We start from the raw sequence: 24222 nt of genomic DNA on the forward strand, positions 1-24222 counted from the left end.
TCGACGGCGCAACCGGTGCCGCGGCATGCAAGGCTGTCGACGATGCTCACTTACACCCAAGCCGTCGTCATTGGCGCACTACAAGGCATAACCGAACTGTTCCCCATCTCCAGCCTGGGCCATTCGGTGTTGGTGCCCGCATGGCTCGGCGGCTCCTGGAGCGATCTGGTGACCCAGGGCGATTCCGACACCGGCACGCCGTATCTGGCCTTCGTCGTCGGCCTGCATGTGGCGACGGCGCTGGCGCTGCTGGTGTTCTATTGGCGCGACTGGGTCGATATCGTCACCGGATTCCTCACCACCCTGCGGACGCGGCGGATCGAGACCTCCAGTCAGCGCCTCGCCTGGCTGGTGATCATCGCGACCGTGCCGGTCGGCGTGCTCGGCCTGCTGTTGGAACATCCGCTGCGCACGCTGTTCGCGAAACCGCTTGCGGCCGGACTGTTCCTGACCCTCAACGGCGTCGTGCTCATCGCGGGCGAAGTGCTGCGCCGCCGCAACCTGCCGACACTGGCCGACTACGGCCGCCAGTTCGCCGCCTCGGAGGCCCGCGCCGCCGCGATCGAGAAGGGCTACCTCGTCGAATCGGCACCCGAGCCACAGCTGGCCAGCCTGAATGTCAAGGACGGACTGCTCATCGGGGCCGCGCAGACCGGCGCGCTCTTCGCGGGCATCAGCCGCTCCGGCATGACCATGGTCGGCGGACTGCTGCGCGGCCTGGATCACGAGGACTCGGCCAAATTCGCGTTCCTGCTCGCCACTCCGGTCATCCTCGCCGCGGGCGTGCTGAAACTGCCGACGCTGGCGGGTCCGCAGGGCGACGGCATCCTCGGCCAGGTGCTCGTCGGTTCGATCGTCGCGGGCGGTGCCGCCTATCTCGCGGTGCGCTTTCTGGAGCGCTACTTCAAGACCAACTCGCTACTCCCCTTCGCGATCTACAGCCTGGCGTTCGGCGTCGCCTCGGTGGTCCAGTTCCGCTGAACGACGAAGGCCGCCTTCCCGATACGGGAGACGGCCTTCGCGCGAATAGCGGATCAGGCGGTGACGCTTGCCTTCTCCAGGATCTCGCGCGCCAACGCGGCGGTCTCGGACGGCGTCTTGCCGACCTTCACACCCGCGGCCTCCAGCGCGTCCTTCTTCGCCTGGGCGGTGCCCGCCGAGCCGGACACGATGGCGCCCGCGTGGCCCATGGTCTTGCCCTCGGGGGCGGTGAAACCCGCGACGTAGCCGACGACCGGCTTGGTGACATTGGCCTTGATGTAGGCCGCGGCACGCTCCTCGGCGTCGCCACCGATCTCACCGATCATCACGATCAGCTTGGTCTCGGGATCCTTCTCGAACGCCTCGATGGCGTCGATGTGGGTGGTGCCGATGACCGGGTCGCCGCCGATGCCGATGGCGGTGGAGAAGCCGAAATCGCGCAGCTCGTACATCATCTGGTAGGTCAGCGTGCCCGACTTCGACACCAGGCCGACCGGGCCCTTACCGGTGATGTTGGCCGGGGTGATGCCGACCAGCGACTCGCCGGGGGTGATGATGCCGGGGCAGTTCGGTCCGATGATCCGGGTCTTGTTGCCCTTCTCGACGTTGTAGGCCCACGCGTACGCGGTGTCCTGCACCGGGATGCCCTCGGTGATGACCACGAGCAGCGGGATCTCCGCGTCGATGGCCTCGATGATGGCGTCCTTCGAGAACTTCGGCGGCACGAACGCGATGGACACGTCGGCGCCGGTCGCCTTGATGGCCTCGGCGACGGTGCCGAAGACCGGCAGCTCGACCGCGGAGCCGTCCTTGGCGGTGTGCGCGACCGTGGTGCCCGCCTTGCGCGCGTTGACGCCGCCGACGACCTGGGTACCGGCCTTCAGCATCAGGGCGGTGTGCTTGGTGCCCTCGCCGCCGGTGATGCCCTGGACGATGACCTTCGAGTCCTTGTTGAGGAAGATAGACATTTCCGGATTCCTTACTTGGCCGCTGCCAGTTCGGCGGCCTTGTCGGCGCCTTCGTCCATTGTCTGCGCAAGAGTGATCAGCGGATGCGCGGCATCGACGAGAATTTTGCGACCCTCGTCCACCTTGTTGCCGTCGAGACGGACGACCAGCGGCTTGTTCGCCTCGGCGCCGAGGATCTCCAGCGCCTTCACGATGCCATTCGCGACCGCGTCACATGCGGTGATGCCGCCGAAGACGTTCACGAACACGCTCTTGACCTGCGCGTCGCCCAGGATGACGTCCAGTCCGGCCGCCATCACCTCGGCCGAGGCGCCACCGCCGATATCGAGAAAGTTGGCGGGCTTGACACCGTCGTGGTTCTCGCCCGCGTACGCGACGACGTCCAGGGTGGACATGACCAGACCGGCGCCGTTGCCGATGATGCCGACCTCACCGTCGAGCTTGACGTAGTTGAGGTCGTTCTCCTTGGCCTTGAGCTCCAAGGGATCGGTCGCGTCCTTGTCCGCGAAGGCCTCGTGGTCCGCGTGCCGGAACTCGGCGTTCTCGTCGAGGGTGACCTTGCCGTCGAGCGCGAGGATCTCGTTGTCGGGGGTGCGGACCAGCGGGTTGACCTCCACCAGGGTGGCGTCCTCGCCGACGAACACCTCCCAGAGCTTCTGGATGGTCACGGCCGCCGCGTCGAGCACATCGGCGGGCAGGTGGCCCTGCTCGGCGATCGAGCGGGCGAATGCGAGGTCGACACCCTTGACGGCGTCGACGGGAACCTTGGCGAGGCGCTCGGGCTTGGTGGCGGCGACCTCTTCGATCTCCATACCGCCTTCGACCGAGCACATGGCCAGGTAGGTGCGGTTGGACCGATCGAGCAGGAAGGAGATGTAGTACTCCTCCGCGATGTCCTTGGCCTCGGCGACCAGGATCTTCTTGGTGATGTGGCCCTTGATATCCAGGCCGAGGATGTTCTGCGCGTGCGTGAACGCGTCGTCCGGGGTGGCGGCGAACTTGACGCCACCGGCCTTGCCGCGGCCACCGGCCTTCACCTGGGCCTTGATCATCACCGGCTTGCCGATTTCTGCCGCGATGGCGCGGGCGTCCTCGGCCGTGTCCGTGACGCGGCCCTCGGACGAAGGCACTCCGTGCTTAACGAAGAGCTCCTTCGCCTGATATTCGAAGAGATCCATGTACTCACCGTCTCGTCTGCGTTGTGATGACAACGTCTTTGTTGGCGGCCCGACGTCGGAAGCGGGTCGGGTCGGACTCTAATCAGTCACATGGACGGCCAAACGGCCACGTTCATCCTAAGTGGCGCAGGTCACGGGCCGATGTTCAGGTAGGGAATAAGGCCAGGCCAACGCTACTCACGAGTAGGTTGTTGACGGTCCGGCAGGTAGAGCCGCCGAACCCCGTACCGGCTGCCGATCTACTACGAGTCGTCGTCGTATGACCTCACCCGCGTGCCCCTATCGGAGTGAGATATTCCGGTGCGTTACCGTGATCAATGTCACATGTTTGGATTGACCGCTCGTAGCGCTTGCGGACCCCGCAATCGTTTCGTTACCGTCAATGCGGTCGATGTCACAACACGGTCACGACTAGGAGGACGGCAAGCTTGACGCAGCACAGCACTCCGCAGATGGAGAGCCGTTCCATAGCGCCTCTGGTTGGGCAGCTCGACACCGTGATCTCTCGCTCGATGATGATGATGTGGCACCACCGATGAACCATCGCTCGACCTTCGCTTCCGATAATCGCGCTCGCTCCGGACATCGTTATCGTTCCGATGACGAGGCTGTTGGTGGGCACTCCAGTGCGGCGGTAGATCCGTTCGGTACGCGACACTCTGTGGCGGATCATCGTCCCGCTGCGTATGGGCGTGATGAGGGCACTTGGGGTGCGGATTCCGCGAATGATTCGTGGTCGCAGTCGCAGTCCGATGCGCAGTCGTGGGCTCAGGGCGACTCGTGGTCCGATGGTGGGGCCTGGGCTTCCGACGAATCCTGGACACCCGAATCCGAGGCGTCGTGGACGCCGGAGGCGGATGGATCGTGGGAGGGCGACGAGTCCTGGGACGACTCCGCTTGGGAGCCCGAGGATTCGGAGTCCCCGGCCGTTCCCACGGTGATCCCGGGCCGCCGCGCGAACCGCGGTAGTGGTGGCGCGCATCGGATGCCCGCACCGCCCGCCTCGCTCAAGGGCCGTGCCGCGGTCGCCGCCGTTGCCGCCGGCGCGGTGGTCGCCGCCGGACAGGCCGCCTTCGCCTCGCCCGAGCAGCCTTCGAACGCCGTCGATTACGAGGCCGCGGGGCAGATCCACGAGATCGCCGCACAGTCGGTCAGCGTGGCCGACCCCGGCGCTGCGCCGGATTCGCCGCAGGTGCTCAACGTCGCCGCCCCGACCAACCTCGGGCAGTTCGGCGACATGTTGCAAAAGGGTCAGAAGTTCGCCGACGACCTGGCCGCACAGGAGGACGCCAAACTCCGCCCGCTCTTCACCAAATTCGCCGCGGGCAACTTCACCTCCGGATTCGGCGCACGCTGGGGTGTACAGCACCTCGGCGTCGATATCGCCGGCCCGATCGGCACGCCCATCTACGCCGTCGCCGATGCCACGGTGATCGAGGCCGGCCCGGCATCGGGCTTCGGCATGTGGGTGCGACTGCTGCACGACGACGGCACCGTCACCATCTACGGACATATCGACACGGCGACCGTGTCACAGGGCCAGCGGGTGCTGGCAGGCGATCAGATCGCCACCATCGGCAACCGCGGGTTCTCCACCGGTCCGCATTGCCATTTCGAGGTGTGGTTGCACGGGGTCGACAAGGTTGACCCGCTGCCTTGGCTGGCGACTCGGGGCATCAGCTTGGGTCAGCAGCGGGATTAGTCCGGCGGGCTCGACTTCACCCCCCGAAGGTGGGCCGGTACCGAGCGATGGCTGTCGCGCGGCTCCGGCGTGCGCTGTGCGCAGGGAAGTTCACGCATAGCGAATGGTGCTGTCACAAAGATTGCAACTTATGCGAGGCAGGCAATAGGTATGCGAGGTCGCCGAGTTGTGCGAGAGGGCCGGAGCACCTGGTTGCCGGGAGCCAATTCCATGCCGCGCCAATGGGATTCATCGGACATTTGCTTGCGGGGGCGCAACCGATTCGTTACCGTCGATGGGCCGATACCCGTTCGGTAGGTGTGACCGGAGGATGAAAAGCTAGATGCGCGTTGCGGAACCTCGGAACGGTGCGGCCATAGGCCCGAGACTTGGCATTTTCCAACTTTCCTCGCGTTCTGGACATTTCGGACGTCGACGCGATATGCGGTGGTCGATGAGATGAGACGTGGGCGAATCCCCGGTTCCAATGGGCGAGGTATACCAGCGCAGCACTATCTAGACAACTATCAGCAAACATTGGCTAGTTCCGGCGGCGACGACGGCTGGCAGGTGAGTGATCCGTGGGCGCAAGGGGATTCGCCGTTCGACGATTCGCCGTTCGACAACGGTGCTGAGCGCTACGGCGCGGGTCAGCGCTACAGCGGCAGTCACGGCTACCAGAGTTACGGTGACGACTACGAATTCGCAGGCGGCGTCGAGGGCGACCGCGACGCAGCCCACCAATACCGCGCCACCGAGAATTACGCCGCGCAGGACGATGTTTGGAGCAGCGGCGATTTCGGAAGCAACAGCGATGCGTGGGGCACGGCTCCTGGCAGAGCCCGCCGCGCATGGACGACCACCGGCTCCGACAGCACCCACGACACAGCAGGCGCCGGCCCTGAAGTCGCCCGCGATACCTGGAACCCCGACCCCCAACACAGCGGCAACGCCTGGAACACGGACCCCGAATACACCCGCGACACATGGAACGCCAACTCCGGATACTCCCGCGACACATGGAACACCGACTCCGACAGCGGGCGCGACACAGCAGGCGCCGGCCCTGAAGTCGCCCGCGACACCTGGAACCCCGACCCCCAACACAGCGGCAACGCCTGGAACACGGACCCCGAATACACCCGCGACACATGGAACGCCAACTCCGGATACTCCCGCGTCACATGGAACACCGGCTCTGACAGCGGGCGCGACACAGCAGGCGCCGGCCCTGAAGTTGCCCGCGATACCTGGAACCCCGAGCCCCAAGACAGCGGCAATGCCTGGAACGCGGACCCCGAATACACCCGCGAGGCATGGAATACCGATTCCGGATACACCGGCTCCGGATACAGCCGCGACACGTCGAACACCGACACCCGCGACGCACGGAACGGCGACCCTGAAAATGCGTACGGCGGGTGGAGCTCTGCGCACGGTGGCGGTGCGGTCGACGGGCGGTCGGCGGTGGAGCGCGTGCAGATTCCCGCCAAGTCGTCGGATCGTTCGGTTCGAGGTAAGCGGCGGGGCGGGGCGCATCGGCTGCCCGCACCGCCCGGCGCGCTGAAGGGGCGGGCCGCGGTTATCGCGGTCGCGGCGGGGGCGATCATCGCCGCGGGGCAGAATCTGGCGACGGGCAGTGAAAAGTCGCCGCAGACAGTCGAACTCCAGGCTGTCGGCCAGCAGTCGGCGGCGGAACCGGTGAGTATCGATCTCCCGGCAGCGCCCGAACTCCTCGATACCGCGACGCCGACCGACCTCGGGCAGTACGGCGACGTGCTGGAGAACGGCAGTAAGTTCGCCGAGGATCTGGCGGCGGAGGCGGAGGCGAAGTTCCGACCGCTGTTCACCAAGTTCGCCTCGGGCAGTTTCACTTCCGGGTACGGCGAGCGCTGGGGTGTGCTGCACCCTGGTGTCGACGTCGCCGCGCCGATCGGCACACCGATCTACGCGGTCGAGGACGGCACTGTGATCGACGCGGGGCCCGCGGCCGGATTCGGTATGTGGGTGCGGATGCGCGGCGACGACGGCACCATCACCGTGTACGGCCACATCAACACCGCCTTGGTGTCGGTGGGCCAGCACGTCTTGGCGGGCGACGAGATCGCCACGGTCGGCAATCGCGGCGAATCCACCGGCCCGCACTGCCACTTCGAGGTCTGGCTCAACGGCACCGACCGCATCGACCCCCTCCCCTGGCTCGCCACCCGAGGCATCAGCCTCGGCCAAGAACGCGACTGAAACTCCTACACACCCGCCCGTAGAACCCACAACAAAGCGGCCGAGGGCAATCCAATGCCGGACCCGAGCCGTGACTACCGTCTGCTTGCTCCGCCGGTCGCGGGCCACAGGTACCAGTAGGCCGCTGTCGGCCCGGGCCGGGTACCAGCGGTGAGCATGCCATCGCGGCTAGTCATTTGGCGGTTCACAGGCCGCCGTCGAACTCCGATTCGACTCGCCTTGACAGGAGCGGGGCGCCGGGTGGCAGCCGCGCAGCCTCAACGGATCGGGCGGCGGACCAGCAGCGACCGATCCGCAGCGACCCTGCCCTCGGCCGCACCGGTCGCCGCGCCACCTCCACGGTCCTAGGCGAAGCCGGTTTCACGTTCCGCTACCCGGCCCTCGATGACGCCCTGACCGATCTGCTGCCGCATCGACCAGAAGCTCCGCGCCCGCGCTCGGCGCACCAACCACGATGCCACTTCCGAGGTGCTCCACAGGGTGGCTTTCACCATGCCCAATCGCCTCCAGGGCGAGTTCACGCACGGACCGGGTCGGGAAGGCGGGGTTAGGGTGCGGCGGCGATTGCGAGTCCGATGAGGGTTGCGGCCTTTGCTGTCTCGAGGCCGATGTACCAGAAGTGGGCGTGGGAGCGTGGGAGGTCGGCGCCTGCGAGTACTCGGTTGGAACGGCGGGTCAGCAGTGGTCGGATCACGAGGAGTTGTCCGGCGAGAATTGCGACGGCGACGCCCAGCCAGGTGGCGGGCGCGGGGCCGGGCGCGACTATCAGGGTGGCCACGATCAGTAGGGCGGCGATGCCGATCTCCGCGCTGTTCAACGCCCGGAATACCAGCCGGCCGATGCCGATGCCGAGCGGCACGGTGATGCCCGGTGCCCGGAATTTCAGTGGCGCTTCCAGGAACGAGATGGCCAGCACCATGCCCAGCCACAGCATCGGGAGGAACCACAGTAGGTGTTGCGCGACGGACGCCATGCCGCGCACGCTACCGACGACTGTGGTCGTAGATCAGTGCCATAGGCCCCTACCCGGTCAGAGTTTGACCAGGGTGCGGCTGTACTGCGGGATGAGGCGAATCTTGCCCGCGGTGCCGAAATCGATGGTGACGGTCGCCAGCGGACCGAAGCCCTCGGCGGCGATGACCCGGCCGACGCCGTATTTGTCGTCGTTGACCCGGTCGCCGACGGCCAGGACGAGGCCGACATTGTTGCGGCCCGCGGCGGCACCGGGGGCGGGACGGCGGGGGCCGCGATCGCGCAGTCCGGGGCGCGGTTCGGACCAGCCGTCGCGGGTCCAGTCGTGTTCCACGCCGTCGTCGTCGCCGCGGCGGCGGATGCTGCGGGTCAGTGGCGAACCCTTCGGTTCCAGCCGCTTCCAGTCGATGAGGTGGGCCGGAATCTCTTGCAGGAATCGGGATTCCGGGTTCGAGACGGGCTGCCCCCAGCCGGAGCGGACCACCGCGCGGCTGACGTAGAGCCGTTGCCTGGCCCGGGTGATGCCGACGTAGGCGAGGCGACGTTCCTCGGCCAGTTCGGTCGGATCGCCGAGCGCCCGCATATGCGGGAACTGCCCGTCCTCCCAGCCGGTGACGAAGACGACCGGGAACTCCAGCCCCTTAGCGGTGTGCAAGGTCATCATCGTGACCACGCCAGTTCCCTCATCGGGCAGTTGGTCGCTATCGGCCACCAGCGAGACCCGCTCCAGGAAGGCGGCCAGCGAACCCGGATCGGGTTCGCCCTCGGCCACCTCGGGCACCAGGCCCTCCTGCCGGGCCGCCTCCGCATTGTTGTAGGCCTCGGAGCTGAATTCCCGTGCGACGCTGACCAGTTCGTTCAGGTTATCGAGTCGCGCGCCGTCCTGCGGATCGTCGGAGCCCGCCAACTCAGCGCGGTAACCGGTCCGGTCGAGTACCGCATCGACCATATTGCCGAGGTCGGGGAAGTCCTGATCGGCCTGCGCACCGGCGGCCCTGACCTCGTCGAGCAGATCGAGGAACCCGGCGATCGCGCGCTGCGCACGGGTATTCAGCAGTGCCACTTTGCCGTCCGCGGCATCGCGCAGCGCCTCGGCGAAACCCTTACCGCGCTGTTCGGCGTGCACCGCAACACAGGCCTCGGCCCGGTCGCCGATGCCGCGACGCGGGGTGTTGAGAATGCGACGCAGGCTCACCGTGTCGTTCGGATTGTCGAGCACGCGCAGGTACGCGACGATATCGCGCACCTCCTTGCGCTCGTAGAAGCGCACGCCGCCGACGACCTTGTAGGGCAGGCCCATTCGGATGAAGATTTCTTCCAGCGCGCGGGAGTTGTTGTTGGTGCGGTAGAAGACCGCGACGTCGCTGTAGTTGGCATCGCCCGCGTCCACCAGCCGGTCGATCTCGCGCGCGACGAACGAGGCCTCGTCGTGCTCGTTGTCGGCGACGTAGCCGGTGATCAGATCACCTTCACCGGAATCGGTCCACAGGCGCTTGTCGCGGCGGTTCTCATTGCGCGAGATCACCGCGTTCGCGGCCGAGAGGATGTGCTGAGTGGAGCGGTAGTTCTGTTCCAGCAGAATGGTTTCGGCATCCGGGAAGTCGCGTTCGAATTCCTCGATATTGCGGATGGTCGCACCACGGAAGGCGTAGATGGACTGGTCCGCGTCACCGACCACGCACAGCTCACTCGGCGGCACCGCGTCCGCGTTGGCCTCGGCGGCGGTGTGGTGGCCGACCAGCTCGCGGATCAGGATGTACTGGGCGTGGTTGGTGTCCTGGTACTCATCGACCAGCACATGCCGGAACCGGCGCCGGTAGTACTCGGCGACCTGCGGATGCTGTTGCAGCAGCGCAACCGTCTCGCCGATCAGATCGTCGAAGTCGAGCGCGTTCGCCGAACGCAATCGGCGCTGATATTCGGTATATACGCGGGCCACTAGTCCGGGCAGTTCGGTGTCGTCGGTTTCGGCCTCGGCGGTGGCCTGTTCCGGACCGATGAGCTCGTTCTTCAAATTCGAGATGGCGGTGGCCAGCAATCGCGCCGAATATTTCTTGACATCGATATCGAAGTCGCGGCTGATCATCGTGAGCAATCGCCGGGAATCGTCGGCGTCGTAGATGGAGAAATTGGAATTCAGGCCCGGTAGCAACGCGGCCTGCATGCGCAGGATGCGGACGCAGCTGGAGTGGAAGGTCGAGACCCACATGTTGTTCGCACGCGGGCCGACCAGGCCGATCACCCGCTCGCGCATTTCGGCGGCGGCCTTGTTGGTGAAGGTGATGGCCAGGACCTGGCCCGGGGTCACGCCGCGGGCGGCCAGCAAATAGGCGATACGCCGCGTCAGCACCGCGGTCTTACCCGAACCCGCGCCCGCGACGATCAGCAGCGGCGCTCCGGTGTGCACGACCGCGGCGCGCTGCTGCGGGTTGAGGCCATCGAGCAGTCGCTCGGCCTCCTCCGCGCGGCGCTGCTCACGTTCGGCGCGGCGCTTTTCTTGTTCGACACGATGTTTGTCCTGTTCGACACGCCGCTGCGGATCATCGACGGCCAGTTCCGGCACACCCTCCGAACCGGACAGCATTGGCACGACAGACTCCCCCATCTCCTCGGTGCGAGCAGCGTCGACCTGCGGTTTCTGGGCTGAGTCCTGGTGCCGAGTCCGCCCGGCCTGCGTCTTGGGAGCCACCGTGATGTCCATCGTCCATCCACGCTACCGGCGGGCACCGACAGAGATGAAGTCCCGGTCGACGTCGGTGTCCATTCGACGGCCCGCCGGCGAACGGCCGATGAACTGCCCCCGGTCGTCTGGGACGCGCAACATGCATACCTTCTCAGGAGATTCACAAAATGAAGCGTTTTGCATAGGTTCGGACCCGTGGCACACTGGCCACATGACCAGCGCGACCGCGAAGCATCCGATTCGGCTAACGGCCGGATATCGTGATCGCGGACTTTGTACTTGAGCGCGCCAGCTGGGGGGAAGATTGCAAGACCCCACCAGATTTGTGTTTTGCACGGTGAAAGAACCGATCGGTAACGAGCTCGGCTCACCAGCCGATCCATGTTCTGACACGAGGAGATGAATGATGAGCACCCCTGCCACGACGACCGGGTCCGATTCGGCTCTGCCCCACACCGAGGCCGAGATCGACAAGCTCCGCAAGGAGATCGACCAGCTCGACGCGGAAATCCTCGCCGCCATCAAGCGTCGCACCGAGATCTCCCGGATCATCGGCCGCACGCGGATGGCCTCCGGCGGCCCCCGCCTCGTACACAGTCGTGAGATGAAGGTGCTCGAGCGCTTCAGCGAACTCGGCCAGGAGGGTCACACCCTCGCCATGCTGCTGCTGCGCCTCGGCCGCGGCCGACTCGGCCACTGACCGTCCCCGGCCGCCACTAGCGGCCCACCAGACCACGCGGCGATCGCGAGACCGTCGCCTTCCCCAGGCCGCCCCGGGTGTTCACACCCCCGGGGCGGTCGTTTTCATGCCTGGGCGCTCAGGTCAGGGCGATGTACTTGGTGGACAGATACTCTTCGATGCCCTCGATACCGCCTTCGCGGCCGAAGCCGGAGGCCTTGACGCCGCCGAAAGGGGCTGCGGGGTCGGAGATTACGCCGCGGTTGATGCCGACCATGCCCGATTCGAGGCCCTCGGCGATGCGCAGGGCGCGGTCGAGGTCGCGGGTGTAGACGTAGCTGACCAGGCCGAATTCGGTGTTGTTCGCGGCCGCCAGGCCCTCGTCCTCGGTCTCGAAGCCGACGATCGGGGCCACGGGGCCGAAGACCTCTTCGCGCAGGATGCGGGCCTGGGGCGGGACGTCGCTGAGGATGGTCGCGGGGTAGAACCAGCCGGGGCCGCCCGGGGCCTTGCCACCGAGGCGGACCTGTGCGCCGACCGATACCGCGTCGTCGACCAGTGCGCTGACCGTATCGAGTTGCTCCTCGTTGATGAGCGGGCCGAGCGTGGTGTTCGGGTCGGTGCCGGGTCCGAGGGTGACCGTGCTCGACATCGCCTCGACGAGTTTGCTGGTGAACTCCGCCAGCACGCCGTTCTGCACGTGGAAGCGGTTGGCCGCGGTGCACGCCTCGCCGCCGTTGCGCAGCTTGGCCAGCATCGCGCCCTGTACGGCGGCGTCGATATCGGCATCGTCGAACACCACGAACGGCGCGTTGCCGCCGAGTTCCATCGAGGTGCGCAGCAGTCCGTTCGCGGACTTCTCGACCAGCTTCTTGCCGACTTCGGTGGATCCGGTGAAGGTGAGCTTGCGCAGCCGTGGATCGTCGAGCAGCGGCTGCGTCACGGCACTGGAACGGCTCGTGGTGACCACCGACAGCACGCCGTCCGGCAGCCCCGCTTCGCTGCACAGCTTCGCCAGCGCCAGCATGGTCAGTGGCGTAGCCGAGGCTGGCTTGACGATCATCGTGCAGCCCGCGGCCAGCGCGGGTCCGATCTTGCGGGTCCCCATGGCCAGCGGGAAGTTCCACGGTGTGATGGCCAGACACGGCCCGACCGGCTGCTTGTGCACCATGATCCGCCCGGTTCCGGACGGCGCGTGCAGGTAGCGCCCGTGCACCCGGACCGCTTCCTCGCTGAACCAGCGGAAGAATTCGGCGCCGTAGCGCACCTCGTTGCGGCTCTCCGGCAGCGCCTTACCCATTTCCAGGGTCATCAGCAGTGCGAACTCCTCGGCACGCGCGGTCAGCTGCTCGAAGACCGTGCGCAGGATCTCGCCCCGCTCGCGCGCGGGCGCCGCGGCCCACTCGGCCTGGACGGCGACGGCCGCGTCGAGCGCGCGTACCGCGTCTTCCGGCGTGGCGTCGGCGACCTGGGTCAGCACCTGGCCGTCGGCCGGATTGTGCACCGCGAAGGTGCCGCCCCCGGTGGCGTCGACGGGACCGCCGATCCACAGCTGCGTAGGTACGGATTGGAGTACTTCACGTTCGGACACCATGAACCACAGCCTAGGCCGCGACGCCCTCGACTCGGCAGTGCGAAATTCGGTGGCCAGTAGGGCAATTTCGGCGAAAGTTTGCGGTCCTCCGCTGCACAGCCGATGGAGTGCTTGTAACCTCGGCGAACGTGAGCAGCGACATCACCGCATCGGCGGCCTGGCGGAAACTGCAGGAGCACCACACCGCCATCGCCGGACGCCACCTGCGCGAATTCTTCGCCGAGGATCCCGACCGCGGCCGGGAGCTGATCATCGGGGTCGCGGATCTGCACATCGACTACAGCAAGCACCGCGTCACGCGAGAAACCCTGCATCTGCTGGTTGAATTGGCGCACGAGGCCGGAGTCGCCGAGCGGCGCGACGCGATGTTCGGCGGCGAGCACATCAATACCTCCGAGGACCGTGCGGTCGAACATGTCGCGTTGCGGCTGCCCGAGGGCGAGTCGCTCACCGTGGACGGTGCCGACGCGGGCGCGCAGGTGCACGAGGTGTTGCGGCGCATGGGTGAGTTCACCGACGCGGTGCGTTCCGGCGCGTGGCGCGGTGCGACTGGTGAACGCATCGCCACCGTGGTGAATATCGGCATCGGCGGCTCGGATCTGGGCCCGGACATGGTGCACCGGGCATTGCGGCACTACGCCGATGCCGGGATCGGCGCCCGATTCGTCTCCAATGTCGATCCGGCCGATCTGGTCGCGAAACTCGACGGACTCGACCCCGCCACAACGCTGTTCATCATTGCCTCCAAGACCTTCTCGACGCTGGAGACGCTGACCAACGCGACCGCCGCCCGGCGGTGGCTGGTCGCCGCGCTCGGCGAGGACGCGGTCGCCAAGCATTTCGTCGCCGTCTCGACCAACGCCGAACGTGTCGCGGAATTCGGGATCGATACCGCGAACATGTTCGGCTTCTGGGATTGGGTCGGCGGACGCTACTCGGTGGATTCGGCCATCGGGCTCTCGGTGATGGCGACCGTCGGCAAGGAGCGCTTCGCCGAGTTCCTGGCCGGAATGCACGCCGTCGACCGGCATTTCGCGACCGCGCCGCTGGCGGCGAACGCGCCGGTGCTGCTCGGCTTGCTCGGGGTCTGGTACTCGAACTTCTTCGGCGCGCAGGCGCGTGCGGTGCTGCCCTATTCGAACGATCTGGCGCGCTTCCCGGCCTACCTGCAGCAGCTGACGATGGAGTCGAACGGTAAGTCGGTGCGCGCCGACGGCACGCCCGTGACCACCTCCACCGGCGAAATCTTCTGGGGCGAACCGGGAACCAATGGCCAGCACGCCTTCTACCAACTGCTGCACCAGGGCACCCGGTTGATCCCCGCCGATTTCCTCGGCTTCGCCCGTCCCACCGACGATCTGCCCACCCGCGACGGCACCGGCAGCATGCACGACATCCTGATGAGCAACCTGTTCGCGCAGACCAAGGTGCTCGCCTTCGGCAAGACGGCCGAGGAGATCACCGCCGAGGGCACCGACCCGAAGGTGGTGCCGCACAAGGTGATGCCCGGCAATCGACCCAGCACGACGATCCTGGCCCCACAGCTCACCCCGTCGGTCGTCGGGCAGCTGATCGCGCTTTACGAACACCAGGTCTTCGTCGAGGGCACGATCTGGGGTATCGACAGTTTCGACCAGTGGGGTGTCGAGCTCGGCAAGCAGCAGGCGCTCGCGCTGGCGCCGCTGCTCACCTCCGCGGAAGAGCCGCAGTCGCAAGGAGATTCGTCGACCGACGCCCTGATCGGCTGGTACCGCGACCACCGCCACTAGTCGAACGGCGGTTTGTCACAGATCGAAGGCCACCTGGACCATGGTGACGATTCCGGCCGCTTGGCCGACCGCGGTTGGATGGCGTCATCTGTCCATGATCGCCCGGCCGCGGTGTCCGGCGATACTCGCCGAGGCGCTCAGCCTTCGGCGGCGTAGTAGCGGCCGCCGCGCTGGCGCAGGATCAGGTCGGCGCGGTCTCGGGTGCTCGCGATCAGCTCCGCGTTGGGTAGATCGCTGCCGTGCACTTTGATCTTCGCGGCGTCGGGGGTGCGGCCGCCGCGAATGTGGCGACGCAGCAGGCGTTGTTCGATCACCTCGCGGTCGACGTCGAGGTACCAGGCCTCGTCGAGCAGCTCGCGCACACCGGACCACGCGCCGTCGGACAACAGCAGGTAGTTGCCTTCGGTGATCGCGATCTCGTGCTGATCGAAGACGACACCGGCCGGGGTTGGTTCCTCGATGGTGCGGTCGAAGGTCGGCCACGGCACCGGCTCGCCGAACGGGGTAGCGCGCAGGCGGCGCAGAGTTTCCAGGTAGGCGGCGACGTCGAAGGTGTGCGGTTCACCCTTGCGCTCCAGGTTTCCGGTCGCGCGCAGCACGGCGTTGGGCAGGTGGAAGCCGTCCATCGGCGCGATCTCGGCGATCACGAAACCAGCGCGGTTGTTCAGTTCGTCGCGTATGGATTTGGAGAGCGTGGACTTACCCGCACCCGGCGGCCCCGCGATGCCGAGCACGTACCGTCGGGCGCACCCCGCCGCCCGGATCCACAGGTGCTCGACGAGCGAGCGCACCGGCATTTCGACGGAAGTCCGTGTCATCGAAGCCACCCTACTCAGGCTGCGCCGCTGTGCCGCGAATTCAGGCGGGTGGCTGCGTAAGTGGGCTATCGCAGTCGATGGCGGACCTCGGCGGCGAGTTCGGCGGCGACGTCGCGAAGCGCCTCGGTGAAGATCCGCCTCGGCTCGTGTCGGACGTCCTGATCTCGGTCCGGGGTCGCGCGGCAGTAGATGATGCAGGTGCGGCGCACGGCGGTGGGATGGTCGATCCGAACCAGCGCGATGCCCGGCGGCAGCACCGGCACCGCGATGCCGGGCACCACGGTGATGCCCATACCCGCCGCGACCAACCCGAGCTTGGCGAACCAGTCCCGCGCGACGAATGCGATCTCCGGCTCCCAGGTGGCGTCGGTCCACACGCCGAGCAATGTGCTGCTCAGCTCGGTGCTGCCCGCGATCCAGCGCTCGCCGCGCAGTTCGGCGGGTGCTACCTCGACCCGGTCCGCGAGGATATGCCCGGGCGGTACCGCGACGAGTAGCGGATCGTCCAACAGCGGCGCGGCCTCGACGCCCGCGGGCAGATTCCCCGTCTCGCTCACCACGGCCAGATCCAGCCGCCCCCGGGCGACGGCGGACAACAGTCGCGGACTGGTCCCTTCGCGCAGCGGTACCCGGGCGAGTCGCGGCGCGGTGGCGGCAATGGCTCTTGGCACGAGCGCTGCCATCGCGGTCGAGAATGCGCCAACTCGCAGCGTGGCGGGCGGCCGCGTGGCGAGGTCGTCGAGTTCCTGGCGGGCGGCACCCAGACCGCCGAGCACCGCGTCGGCGTGGCGCAGCACGATTCGTCCCGCCTCGGTCGCACGCACCCCGCGGGCCTGGCGCTCGAACAGCGCCCGGCCCGCGGCCCGCTCCATGAGCGCGATCTGCCGCGATACCGCCGACTGCGTGTAGCCCAGATTCTCGGCGGCGGTCGAGAACGACCCGGACCGAGCGGCCTCCCGCACCACCCGCAATCCGGTGATCGTGAATTCACCCATGCCAATAAGTCATATCAAATATGCGAGACTCTCGCTTGTCGCATGCTTCGCACGTACCTACCGTCGAATTCATGAGCGCTACCGAGAACAAGAAGCTGGTCGAGCACATCTTCGAGCAGATGTCCCAAGGCAATACGCGACCGTTCGGCGAGGCGATGGCCGACGACTTCCGCTGGATCTTCCCGGGAAACTGGACATGGTCGGCCACCTGGGAACCGAAAACCGTTGTTCTGCAAGATTTCCTGCGTCCCCTCATGGCGCAGTTCACCGAATACCGCAGCGCGGCCGAATTCCTCATCGCCGAAGACGACCGCGTCGTGGCCCAAGTTCGCGGTCACGGGGTCACCACTCGCGGTGAGTCGTACGAGCAGACCTACTGTTTCATCTTCCGGGTCGCGAACGGCCAACTCACCGAGGTGATCGAGCACTGTGATACCGCACTGGTCGAGCGGGTGCTCGAACCGGTGTCCGGTTAGGACGGCCGGGTCGCGCGGTAGTAGGTGACGCGGCCCAAGCGGCGATGGCGTTGCGACGCGACGACGGCTGCGTCGAAACCCGCGGTGCGCAGCAGTTGCGGGATGCCGTCACCCAGGTTGTCGGCGACGTGGTGGTTGTGCAGCATCAGGCGTGCTACCAGGCCGTCGTCCGCGGTTACGGGGCCGCCGACGTCGACGATGTGCAGGCTGGCGCCGGGGCGCAGGACACGATGCGCCTCGGCCAGTGCCGCGGATTTGATGTCGATGCTCAGGTGGTGCAGCATCATCGCCGACAGCACCCGGTCGAATTCCTGGTCCGGATAGGGCAGTTCCTGGGCGTAGCCGCGTTCGAAACGAATTCCGGACAGCCCGTTGGCTTTTCGTTCGGCGCGGGCCAGGGCCAGCGGATCCGGATCGGAGCCGATCAGCTCCGCGCCGGGCTGTGCGCGTTTGGCACGGACCGTCAGATTCCCGGTACCGCAGCCGATTTCGAGGACCCGCTGACCGGATGCCAGCTCGGCCTGCGCGACCAGTGTTTCGTGGAGTTTGCGCATGCCGAGGAGCCTGGTGAGCAGGTCGTAGCCGGGCAGCAGGGCATCGCGGCCCGCGGCAGGCAGGTAGTCATGGCGATTGCCCATGGCGTGCACAACAGAATGTGGATGATTTTTGGTCATGAATCTCATGGTGCCCGCCGATACAACGGCTGAATTGGGTGATTTTCGGCAGAACTAGGACTATTTTTGGTGGCATGCCCGAGGCCACCCGCGTGGTCCGGCACCGCCGCGGTGTTCCGGTCTACGACTATCGGACCGATCAGGTCACACCGCCGGTCTCGGTCATGCGATTCACGGAACGCACTGCACCCGGCCCACATATTCACGACTTCCCCGCGCTGCTGTATCTCCAGTCCGCCGGTGTGGTGTACGTGGTTGCGGCGGGCGAGGTGGTCGAGGCCACCGATATGCCCGACCTCGAGAGCGGAATCGCGGTCTTCTTCGATCCCGCCGCGCTCGGCGGTGCCGGACGAAACCCCTGGCCCGCATGGCGGGCGCATCCGTTGCTATTTCCCTTCCTGCACCAACAATCGGGCGGGGTGCTGGAGCTGACCGTCCCGGCGGCGCGGCGTCCGGTGTGGGAAAGCACGATCGCCGCCATCGAAGCCGAGCTGGCGCAGCAGCAGGAGGGGTATCGCCAGGCGGCGTCGGCACATTTGACGCTGCTGCTGATCGACCTCGCGCGAATGGCCGCCGATGTGGTGGGTGATCTGCGGCGCAGCGGCGAGCCCTTGCTTGCCGAGGTGTTCGATGTGATCGACCAGCGGCATTCCGCACCGCTGTCGCTGCGCGATGTGGCCGACACCGTCGGCATGACACCAGGACATCTGACCACCGTGGTCCGCCGGCGCACCGGACGCACCGTGCAGGCGTGGATCACCGAACGCCGAATGGCCGAGGCGCGCCGCCTGTTGGCCGATACGGAGCTGTCGATCGGTGAGATCGCCTGCCGCGTCGGCATTCTCGACCCCGGCTACTTCACCCGGCTGTTCCGGCGCAACCATGGCCTATCGCCCCGGCAATGGCGTGACCAGCCCGATGCGACCGCCCGCGGCCGGGCCGGCTGACGCCGCCGCGATACCGCCGTCTTCGCCGGCCGCTCGAAAAGGGCTCAGACGAGTGCGCGTTCGATGATCGCGCCCGTGTCGACCCCGGTGGGCAGGGTGCCGAAGGCGATGCCCCAGTCGCCGCCGAGGCGGGTGGCGCAAAAGGCGTCCGCGACGGCGGGATGGCCGTGCCGGACCAGCTGCGCGCCCTGCAGGACCAGCGCCATGAGTTCGACAACACGGCGGGCGCGGTATTCGATGTCGTTGAGGTCGGAGAGTTCTTTGCCGAGGCGGGCGATCGCATCGTCGAGGCGCGGGTCAGCGCCGGTGGCGAGGGACACTTCGTTGAAGAAGGCCGCTACGGTTTCGGGCTGACGGCCCATGGCGCGCAACGCATCCAGCGCGGCCACATTGCCCGAACCCTCCCAGATGGACATGAGCGGGGCCTCGCGGTAGAGGCGGGGCATGCCCGATTCCTCGGCATAACCGTTGCCGCCGAAGCATTCCAGCGCTTCGGCCGCGTGCGACGGTGCACGCTTGCAGACCCAGTACTTGGTGACCGCCAATGCGATTCGGCGCAGTGCGGCCTCGGCGGGGTCGGTGCTCGCGCGATCGGTCGCACCGGCCAGCCGCATCATGACGGTGGTCGCGGCATCGGATTCGATCACCAGGTCGGCCAGCACATTGCGCATGGCGGGCTGATCGATCAGCTTGGCGCCGAAGGCTTCTCGGTACCGGGCGTGGTGGGCGGCGTAGACCGCGCCGACGCGCATACTGGTGGCCGAGCCGATCACACAGTCCAGCCGGGTCATATTGACCATTTCGATAATGGTCTTGACGCCCGCGCCCTCCGCACCGACCAGCCAGCCGATGGCATTCTCGTATTCGATCTCGGCGGAGGCGTTGGACTTGTTGCCGAGTTTGTCCTTGAGCCGTTGGATGCGAATGGGATTGCGGGTGTCGTCCGGGAGAACGCGCGGCAGCAGGAAACAGGACAGGCCGCCGGGTGCCTGGGCGAGCGTGAGGAACATGTCGGACATGGGCGCCGAGGTGAACCACTTGTGGCCGAGGATGCGGTAGCTGCCGTCGGATTGCGGTGTCGCGGTGGTGGTGTTGGCGCGGACGTCGGAGCCGCCCTGCTTCTCGGTCATCGACATGCCTGCGATGAGACCGGCCTTCGTCGATGGTTCGCGCAGGCCGAAATCGTAAGTGCGGGAACCGAGTAGCGGTTCGTACCGCGCGGCCAGTTCCTTGTTGTGCCGTAGCGCGGGCACGATGGCGTAGGTCATCGAGATCGGGCACGTGTGCCCGGCGTCGGCGACGCCCCAGGTGTAGAACTTGGCCGCACGGGCGACGTGAATACCGGGACGGTCGTCGAGCCACGGGGAACCGTGCAGTCCGTGCGCGACCGCGACTTTCATCAGCTCGTGCCAGTACGGGTGGAATTCGACCTCATCGATACGGTTGCCGTAGCGGTCGTGGGTGTGCAGGACGGGCGGGTACTCGTTGGCGAGCCGACCCCACTCCTGGGCCGCGAATCCGCCTGCGAGCGTGCCTAGTTCGTGTACCTCGGGTTCGGCCCAGCCAGCGCCTTCGCGGTGCAACCCGTCGAGCAGGGCCGGGTTCTTCGAGACATCGAACGGCACGATATTCGGAACCTGGTTGAAGACTTCATGCGTCGGCATCGGAGCACTCCTGATTCATGCGGACCGGGACGAGTCGGGCACACCCAGCGCGCGTATTGCGAAACTGATGAGTTCGGGCACAACGGATTCGCTGTGCGGTGCGTCGGCCAGCGGGCCGACCAGGACCTCGCCGATGGCGCCGACCAGCGCGGCCGCGCTGGTCTTCGCGTCCTGCGCGGGCAGTTCGCCGCGCGAGACACCTTCCGCGACAGCGGATTCGAAGGCCTCGGCGAACGCGCGGCGGAAATGCAGGCGTTCGGTATCGACCACGGTATCGACGGGTTCGACGAGTAGGACGTAGGCGAGTTTGGGATTCTTCAGCGCCCGGCCTGCGAAGGTCTCCACCGCGGCGGTCACCCGCTCGACGGCGGTTCCGGTGGCCGCCGCGCTCGCCACGGCCTGCACCTCGTGTGCGACCACCTTGCGGAACACCGCGCTCACCAGGTCGGCCTTACCGCCGAAGTTCTTGTAGACCGTCCCGGTGGCCACGCCGGCCTCGGCGGCGACCGCCGCCATGGACAGTCCGGCATAGCCCGCACGGGATAAAACCTTGGTCGCGGCCTGCACGATCAGCCCCGCCTGGGCATCCAGGCGGGCCTGGACAGCGGGGGTTCTGCGGTAGGCCATACAAGAAGTGAACCACGAATTCATTTCTTCGCACAAGGCCGCCTTTACGGCGTATGTTCGTGCTCGTGAGTGTGCGAATCGAACGCAACGGACCCGTGACCACCGTCATCCTGCACCGCCCCGAGGCACGCAACGCCGTCGACGGCCCGACCGCGGCGGCCCTGGCCGAGGCCTTCCGCGAATTCGACGCCGATCCCGATGCGGCGGTCGCCGTGCTGTGGGGCGAGGGCGGCACCTTCTGCGCGGGTGCGGACCTGAAGGGACTGGGCACCGAACGCTCCAACCAGGTCATCGAGGACGGCGACGGCCCGATGGGACCGACCCGCATGCGGCTGTCGAAGCCGGTGATCGCGGCGGTCTCGGGTTACGCGGTCGCGGGCGGGCTCGAGCTGGCGCTGTGGTGCGATATGCGAGTCGCCGAGCAGGACAGCACCTTTGGCGTCTTCTGCCGTCGCTGGGGTGTGCCGCTGATCGACGGCGGCACCATCCGGCTGCCCCGCCTCATCGGCACCGGACGCGCCATGGACATGGTGCTCACCGGGCGCGCCGTCGCCGCCGATGAGGCATTGCAGATCGGGCTGGTCAATCGGGTCGTACCGAAGGACGAATCCCGCGGCGCCGCAGAACAACTCGCCGCCGAACTGGCGGCGCTGCCGCAGACCTGTCTGCGCTCGGATCGCATGTCGCTGCTGGAACAGGACGGTATGGACGAGCAGGCGGCCCTGCACAACGAATACCGGCACGGCCTGTCCGCCCTCACCGGAGCCCTCGATGGCGCGCAACGGTTCGCCGCTGGTGCGGGCCGCCACGGCACGCGTGCCTGACGGCGCTGGGGCTACTCAGCGTCCGGGGCGGCTCAGCGTCGTCGATGACATCTTCCTGCGCACGCATCGCGGACTCGGTACCCCGATCGCGCTACAGGGGTTGTGGCGCACCGCCGATCGGGTCGATCCGGAGTTACTGCGGCAGGTGCACGCGGCGCTGCGGGTAGGACCGTTGGGGCGCAGGGTGATTCGACCACCGGTGCCCGGTGCGCGCCGCGCCTGGCGGCCGAACACCCGGGCGTATCCGCTCGAGTTCACCGACGACCCGATTGCCGGCGCGGATCTGCTGCGCTGGGCCGACCAGCAAGGCGCGGACCTCGATCCCGAATACGGGCCGGGCTGGCGACTATCGACCGCCGCACTGGACGACGGCGGATCGATTGTCTCGCTGACCTGCTCGCATGCACTCGCCGACGGCCGCGCACTCGTACTCGCGGTGGACGAGGCCCTGGGCGGAACCGGTCTGACCGCCCCAGCAGTGCGAAGTAGACCCCCGTCTGCGAAATCCGCCGCACCGGAGCCGAATCGCCCAGGACCAGTATTCGACCGCGCAACCGGCCAACCGACTATGACCGGCCCGACAGCGATCTCGAACCGTTCCGACGCACAGTCCACCACAGACAGTGGCCACAGCACCGAACCGCGGGTTGGCTGCGCGCCGGACGGATCGACGGCGACCGACCCGTTGACGACGCCGCAGCATTCAGCGAAATCCGCTGCGGCGGAATCTGATCGGCTGGGCAGTGCGCACAGCGGCGCATCGCTCGGCCGACGAGCGCCGGCATCGGATTGGATGGATGCGTGGCGTCAGTGGTCGATCGTGTTGCGCGGCATCGTGCGGGCTTTGCGCAGCGGCGTTCCGGAACGGCCTACCACCGTATCGCCCCGTGAGCACACCGGGGTAGGGACCGCCCGGACGCACAGCTTGGTACTGCAATGCCCGGCGGCCGATTGGGAGCTGGCGGCTGCGGCACAGGGCGGTACGGCCAACAGCCTGTTCATTGCCTTGATCGCGAAGATGTTGTGGGCCAGCGGATTTACCGGTGACACGATCGATGCGAGCCTGCCGATCGACACTCGTGACGAACCCCGCGTCGATAACGATCTCGCGATGACCGAGATCGCCATCGATCGCTCCGATACCCCGGCTACGATCCGCGAGAAATCCCGGATCGCGTATGAGCGCCATATGTCCAGTCCGGGCGGTATGCCGGAGGAACTACTCCAGGTCCTCCCGGACCGCTGGGCCTACGCCCTGTCCGAAGGCGCGGGTGAACGAGACATCCTGTGCTCCAACATCGGCGACCTCCCCGACTCCCTGCGCACCCTGGGCCCGCACCGTTGCACCGGTGTCGCGACCCGCGCCATCCACCCCGGCCTCACCACGGACCGCCTCCCCCGCACCCGACTATCGGGCTATCTCTGCCGCATCGCGGACACCTACACACTCGCCATCGTCAGCCTCGATCCCGACCACGTCGACACACCCGAGACCCTGCGCAGCCTGGTGCACAAGACAACCGCCGACCTCTCGCTACCAGTAACACTCTGGTGAAAGGGCCGGCCCGGCGATTTCGGCCGCTGCCTCCCACGCCGCGCGGAGATTCGCAACCCTTTCGGCGGCAGCCGCATTGGCCGGCGGAGCCTGCGGTACCGCACTCGACGGTGGTGGAACCGCAGGCGGCGGCGAGCGCGTCCACCGCCGCGCGGATCAGGGTGCCGGGACGGCCGTGAGATCGAGCCGGGCGAGTACATCGCCGGGTACCTCGATGCCCGGCTCCAGGTCATCGGAGGGGATCGGGGTGTCCCACGCCTGACGTAGGGGCAGGACACCCGCCCATACTCCGCCGGTCTCGATATCCGCGGCGTCATCTTTGGGACCACCGGTCCGCACTTTCACCGACGCCTCGGTGAGATCGAGGGCGAGCACCATGGTGGCGGCCAATTCCTTCTTGTTCGGGCGCCGCACCCGATCCCACGCCCCGGGCGCGGAGTGTTCGACGATCACTCGCAGCGCGCGCACGCGTTCGTCGGGGTCGGTGACTTCGACGGCGCGGCCGCGCACCACCGCTGAGCGGTAGTTGGCGGAGAAGTGCATGGCCGAGCGCGCGTAGACGAGGCCGTCGACCAGGGTGACGGCGATGGAGATATCACCGGACAGCGCCGCCCGCAGATTGCCGGCACCGGTCGAGCCGTGCAGGTAGAGCGTGTCGCCGTCGCGGCCGTAGACAGTGGGGAGCACCACCGGGCTGCCGCCGAGCAGCACGCCGAGGTGGCAGACCAGTCCGGCGTCGAGTACCGCGTCCAATTCGGCACGGTCGGTCCGGCCACGTTCCTTGGCGCGGGTCAGCGTGCTGCGCGGGGTCGGTGAGAGCGGGGGCCGAGGACTGATCGACGTGGTCATGTCTCCAGCTTCGAGGGTAAAGTGGCATTTCTGAATAGCCAATTCAC

General features: G+C 67.1%; 21 protein-coding genes. 10 read left to right on the top strand and 11 right to left on the bottom strand.

Annotation, left to right across the window (positions count from 1 at the left end; genetic code table 11):
- Nucleotides 1-42 precede the first annotated feature (42 nt).
- On the top strand, nucleotides 43-981 hold the full coding sequence (locus OG874_RS29905; protein ID WP_330250435.1) for an undecaprenyl-diphosphate phosphatase: 939 nt from the start codon (nucleotides 43-45) through the stop codon (nucleotides 979-981).
- A gap of 53 nt (nucleotides 982-1034) precedes the next feature.
- Here OG874_RS29905 and sucD read toward each other — a convergent pair whose 3' ends face one another.
- Nucleotides 1035-1949, bottom strand: a complete 915-nt coding sequence (sucD, locus tag OG874_RS29910) for a succinate--CoA ligase subunit alpha (protein ID WP_330250436.1) — start codon at nucleotides 1947-1949, stop codon at nucleotides 1035-1037.
- 11 nt (nucleotides 1950-1960) lie between these two features.
- Nucleotides 1961-3127: an ADP-forming succinate--CoA ligase subunit beta gene (gene sucC / locus OG874_RS29915; protein WP_330250437.1), complete on the bottom strand. Its 1167-nt coding sequence runs from the start codon at nucleotides 3125-3127 to the stop codon at nucleotides 1961-1963.
- A gap of 535 nt (nucleotides 3128-3662) precedes the next feature.
- Between sucC and OG874_RS29920 the strand changes: the two genes are divergently transcribed.
- The 3 genes from OG874_RS29920 (at nucleotide 3663) to OG874_RS29930 (ending at nucleotide 7600) form a co-directional block, all read left to right on the top strand.
- Nucleotides 3663-4829 (top strand): M23 family metallopeptidase, encoded by a 1167-nt coding sequence (locus tag OG874_RS29920; protein ID WP_330257475.1) that lies wholly within the window; start codon nucleotides 3663-3665, stop codon nucleotides 4827-4829.
- A gap of 516 nt (nucleotides 4830-5345) precedes the next feature.
- Entirely contained in the window at nucleotides 5346-7049 is a 1704-nt protein-coding gene (locus OG874_RS44915) for a M23 family metallopeptidase (protein WP_442943142.1), read from the top strand.
- Between the two features lie 176 nt (nucleotides 7050-7225).
- Nucleotides 7226-7600, top strand: a complete 375-nt coding sequence (locus OG874_RS29930; protein WP_330250438.1) for a DUF1731 domain-containing protein — start codon at nucleotides 7226-7228, stop codon at nucleotides 7598-7600.
- Here the strand turns inward: OG874_RS29930 and OG874_RS29935 are convergent.
- Together OG874_RS29935 and OG874_RS29940 are read right to left on the bottom strand one after the other, a co-directional pair.
- Nucleotides 7597-8022 carry a hypothetical protein gene (locus OG874_RS29935; RefSeq protein ID WP_330250439.1) on the bottom strand — a complete coding sequence of 142 codons (426 nt, stop codon included), beginning with the start codon at nucleotides 8020-8022 and terminating at the stop codon, nucleotides 7597-7599. The genes OG874_RS29930 and OG874_RS29935 overlap by 4 nt on opposite strands.
- A 57-nt stretch (nucleotides 8023-8079) precedes the next feature.
- On the bottom strand, nucleotides 8080-10722 hold the full coding sequence (locus OG874_RS29940) for a UvrD-helicase domain-containing protein (protein ID WP_330250440.1): 2643 nt from the start codon (nucleotides 10720-10722) through the stop codon (nucleotides 8080-8082).
- Between the two features lie 388 nt (nucleotides 10723-11110).
- Here OG874_RS29940 and OG874_RS29945 point away from each other — a divergent pair, with 388 nt between their 5' ends.
- On the top strand, nucleotides 11111-11404 hold the full coding sequence (locus OG874_RS29945) for a chorismate mutase (RefSeq protein WP_327093861.1): 294 nt from the start codon (nucleotides 11111-11113) through the stop codon (nucleotides 11402-11404).
- Between the two features lie 118 nt (nucleotides 11405-11522).
- On the opposite strand, the gene OG874_RS29950 is transcribed toward OG874_RS29945, so the two are convergent.
- The gene (locus OG874_RS29950; RefSeq protein ID WP_330250441.1) at nucleotides 11523-12977 is read right to left on the bottom strand and encodes an NAD-dependent succinate-semialdehyde dehydrogenase; all 1455 of its coding nucleotides are present in this window, start codon (nucleotides 12975-12977) and stop codon (nucleotides 11523-11525) included.
- A gap of 128 nt (nucleotides 12978-13105) precedes the next feature.
- Here OG874_RS29950 and pgi point away from each other — a divergent pair, with 128 nt between their 5' ends.
- Nucleotides 13106-14746 (top strand): glucose-6-phosphate isomerase, encoded by a 1641-nt coding sequence (pgi, locus tag OG874_RS29955; protein WP_330250442.1) that lies wholly within the window; start codon nucleotides 13106-13108, stop codon nucleotides 14744-14746.
- A gap of 137 nt (nucleotides 14747-14883) precedes the next feature.
- Here pgi and OG874_RS29960 read toward each other — a convergent pair whose 3' ends face one another.
- Together OG874_RS29960 and OG874_RS29965 are read right to left on the bottom strand one after the other, a co-directional pair.
- Nucleotides 14884-15564 carry a nucleoside/nucleotide kinase family protein gene (locus OG874_RS29960; RefSeq protein WP_330250443.1) on the bottom strand — a complete coding sequence of 227 codons (681 nt, stop codon included), beginning with the start codon at nucleotides 15562-15564 and terminating at the stop codon, nucleotides 14884-14886.
- Between the two features lie 65 nt (nucleotides 15565-15629).
- Nucleotides 15630-16559, bottom strand: coding sequence for a LysR family transcriptional regulator (locus tag OG874_RS29965; RefSeq protein ID WP_330250444.1), 930 nt, complete (start codon nucleotides 16557-16559; stop codon nucleotides 15630-15632).
- Nucleotides 16560-16630: 71 nt separating this feature from the next.
- Between OG874_RS29965 and OG874_RS29970 the strand changes: the two genes are divergently transcribed.
- Nucleotides 16631-17035, top strand: coding sequence for a nuclear transport factor 2 family protein (locus OG874_RS29970; protein WP_330250445.1), 405 nt, complete (start codon nucleotides 16631-16633; stop codon nucleotides 17033-17035).
- Here OG874_RS29970 and OG874_RS29975 read toward each other — a convergent pair.
- Entirely contained in the window at nucleotides 17032-17709 is a 678-nt protein-coding gene (locus OG874_RS29975) for a class I SAM-dependent methyltransferase (protein ID WP_330250446.1), read from the bottom strand. The genes OG874_RS29970 and OG874_RS29975 overlap by 4 nt on opposite strands.
- A 74-nt stretch (nucleotides 17710-17783) precedes the next feature.
- Between OG874_RS29975 and OG874_RS29980 the strand changes: the two genes are divergently transcribed.
- The gene (locus OG874_RS29980) at nucleotides 17784-18656 is read left to right on the top strand and encodes a helix-turn-helix transcriptional regulator (RefSeq protein ID WP_330250447.1); all 873 of its coding nucleotides are present in this window, start codon (nucleotides 17784-17786) and stop codon (nucleotides 18654-18656) included.
- 44 nt (nucleotides 18657-18700) lie between these two features.
- On the opposite strand, the gene OG874_RS29985 is transcribed toward OG874_RS29980, so the two are convergent.
- Both OG874_RS29985 and OG874_RS29990 read right to left on the bottom strand, forming a co-directional pair.
- Nucleotides 18701-20320, bottom strand: coding sequence for an acyl-CoA dehydrogenase family protein (locus OG874_RS29985; RefSeq protein WP_330250448.1), 1620 nt, complete (start codon nucleotides 20318-20320; stop codon nucleotides 18701-18703).
- 15 nt (nucleotides 20321-20335) lie between these two features.
- Entirely contained in the window at nucleotides 20336-20947 is a 612-nt protein-coding gene (locus OG874_RS29990) for a TetR/AcrR family transcriptional regulator (protein ID WP_330250449.1), read from the bottom strand.
- A 53-nt stretch (nucleotides 20948-21000) separates the two neighbouring features.
- Between OG874_RS29990 and OG874_RS29995 the strand changes: the two genes are divergently transcribed.
- Nucleotides 21001-21771 carry a crotonase/enoyl-CoA hydratase family protein gene (locus tag OG874_RS29995; protein ID WP_330250450.1) on the top strand — a complete coding sequence of 257 codons (771 nt, stop codon included), beginning with the start codon at nucleotides 21001-21003 and terminating at the stop codon, nucleotides 21769-21771.
- Nucleotides 21719-23326 (top strand): hypothetical protein, encoded by a 1608-nt coding sequence (locus OG874_RS30000; RefSeq protein WP_330250451.1) that lies wholly within the window; start codon nucleotides 21719-21721, stop codon nucleotides 23324-23326. Before OG874_RS29995 ends, OG874_RS30000 begins: the two co-directional genes overlap by 53 nt.
- A 156-nt stretch (nucleotides 23327-23482) precedes the next feature.
- On the opposite strand, the gene OG874_RS30005 is transcribed toward OG874_RS30000, so the two are convergent.
- The gene (locus tag OG874_RS30005) at nucleotides 23483-24175 is read right to left on the bottom strand and encodes a pyridoxamine 5'-phosphate oxidase family protein (RefSeq protein ID WP_330250452.1); all 693 of its coding nucleotides are present in this window, start codon (nucleotides 24173-24175) and stop codon (nucleotides 23483-23485) included.
- Nucleotides 24176-24222: the final 47 nt, after the last annotated feature.

The organism is Nocardia sp. NBC_00565, assembly GCF_036345915.1.
GTDB lineage: Bacteria > Actinomycetota > Actinomycetes > Mycobacteriales > Mycobacteriaceae > Nocardia.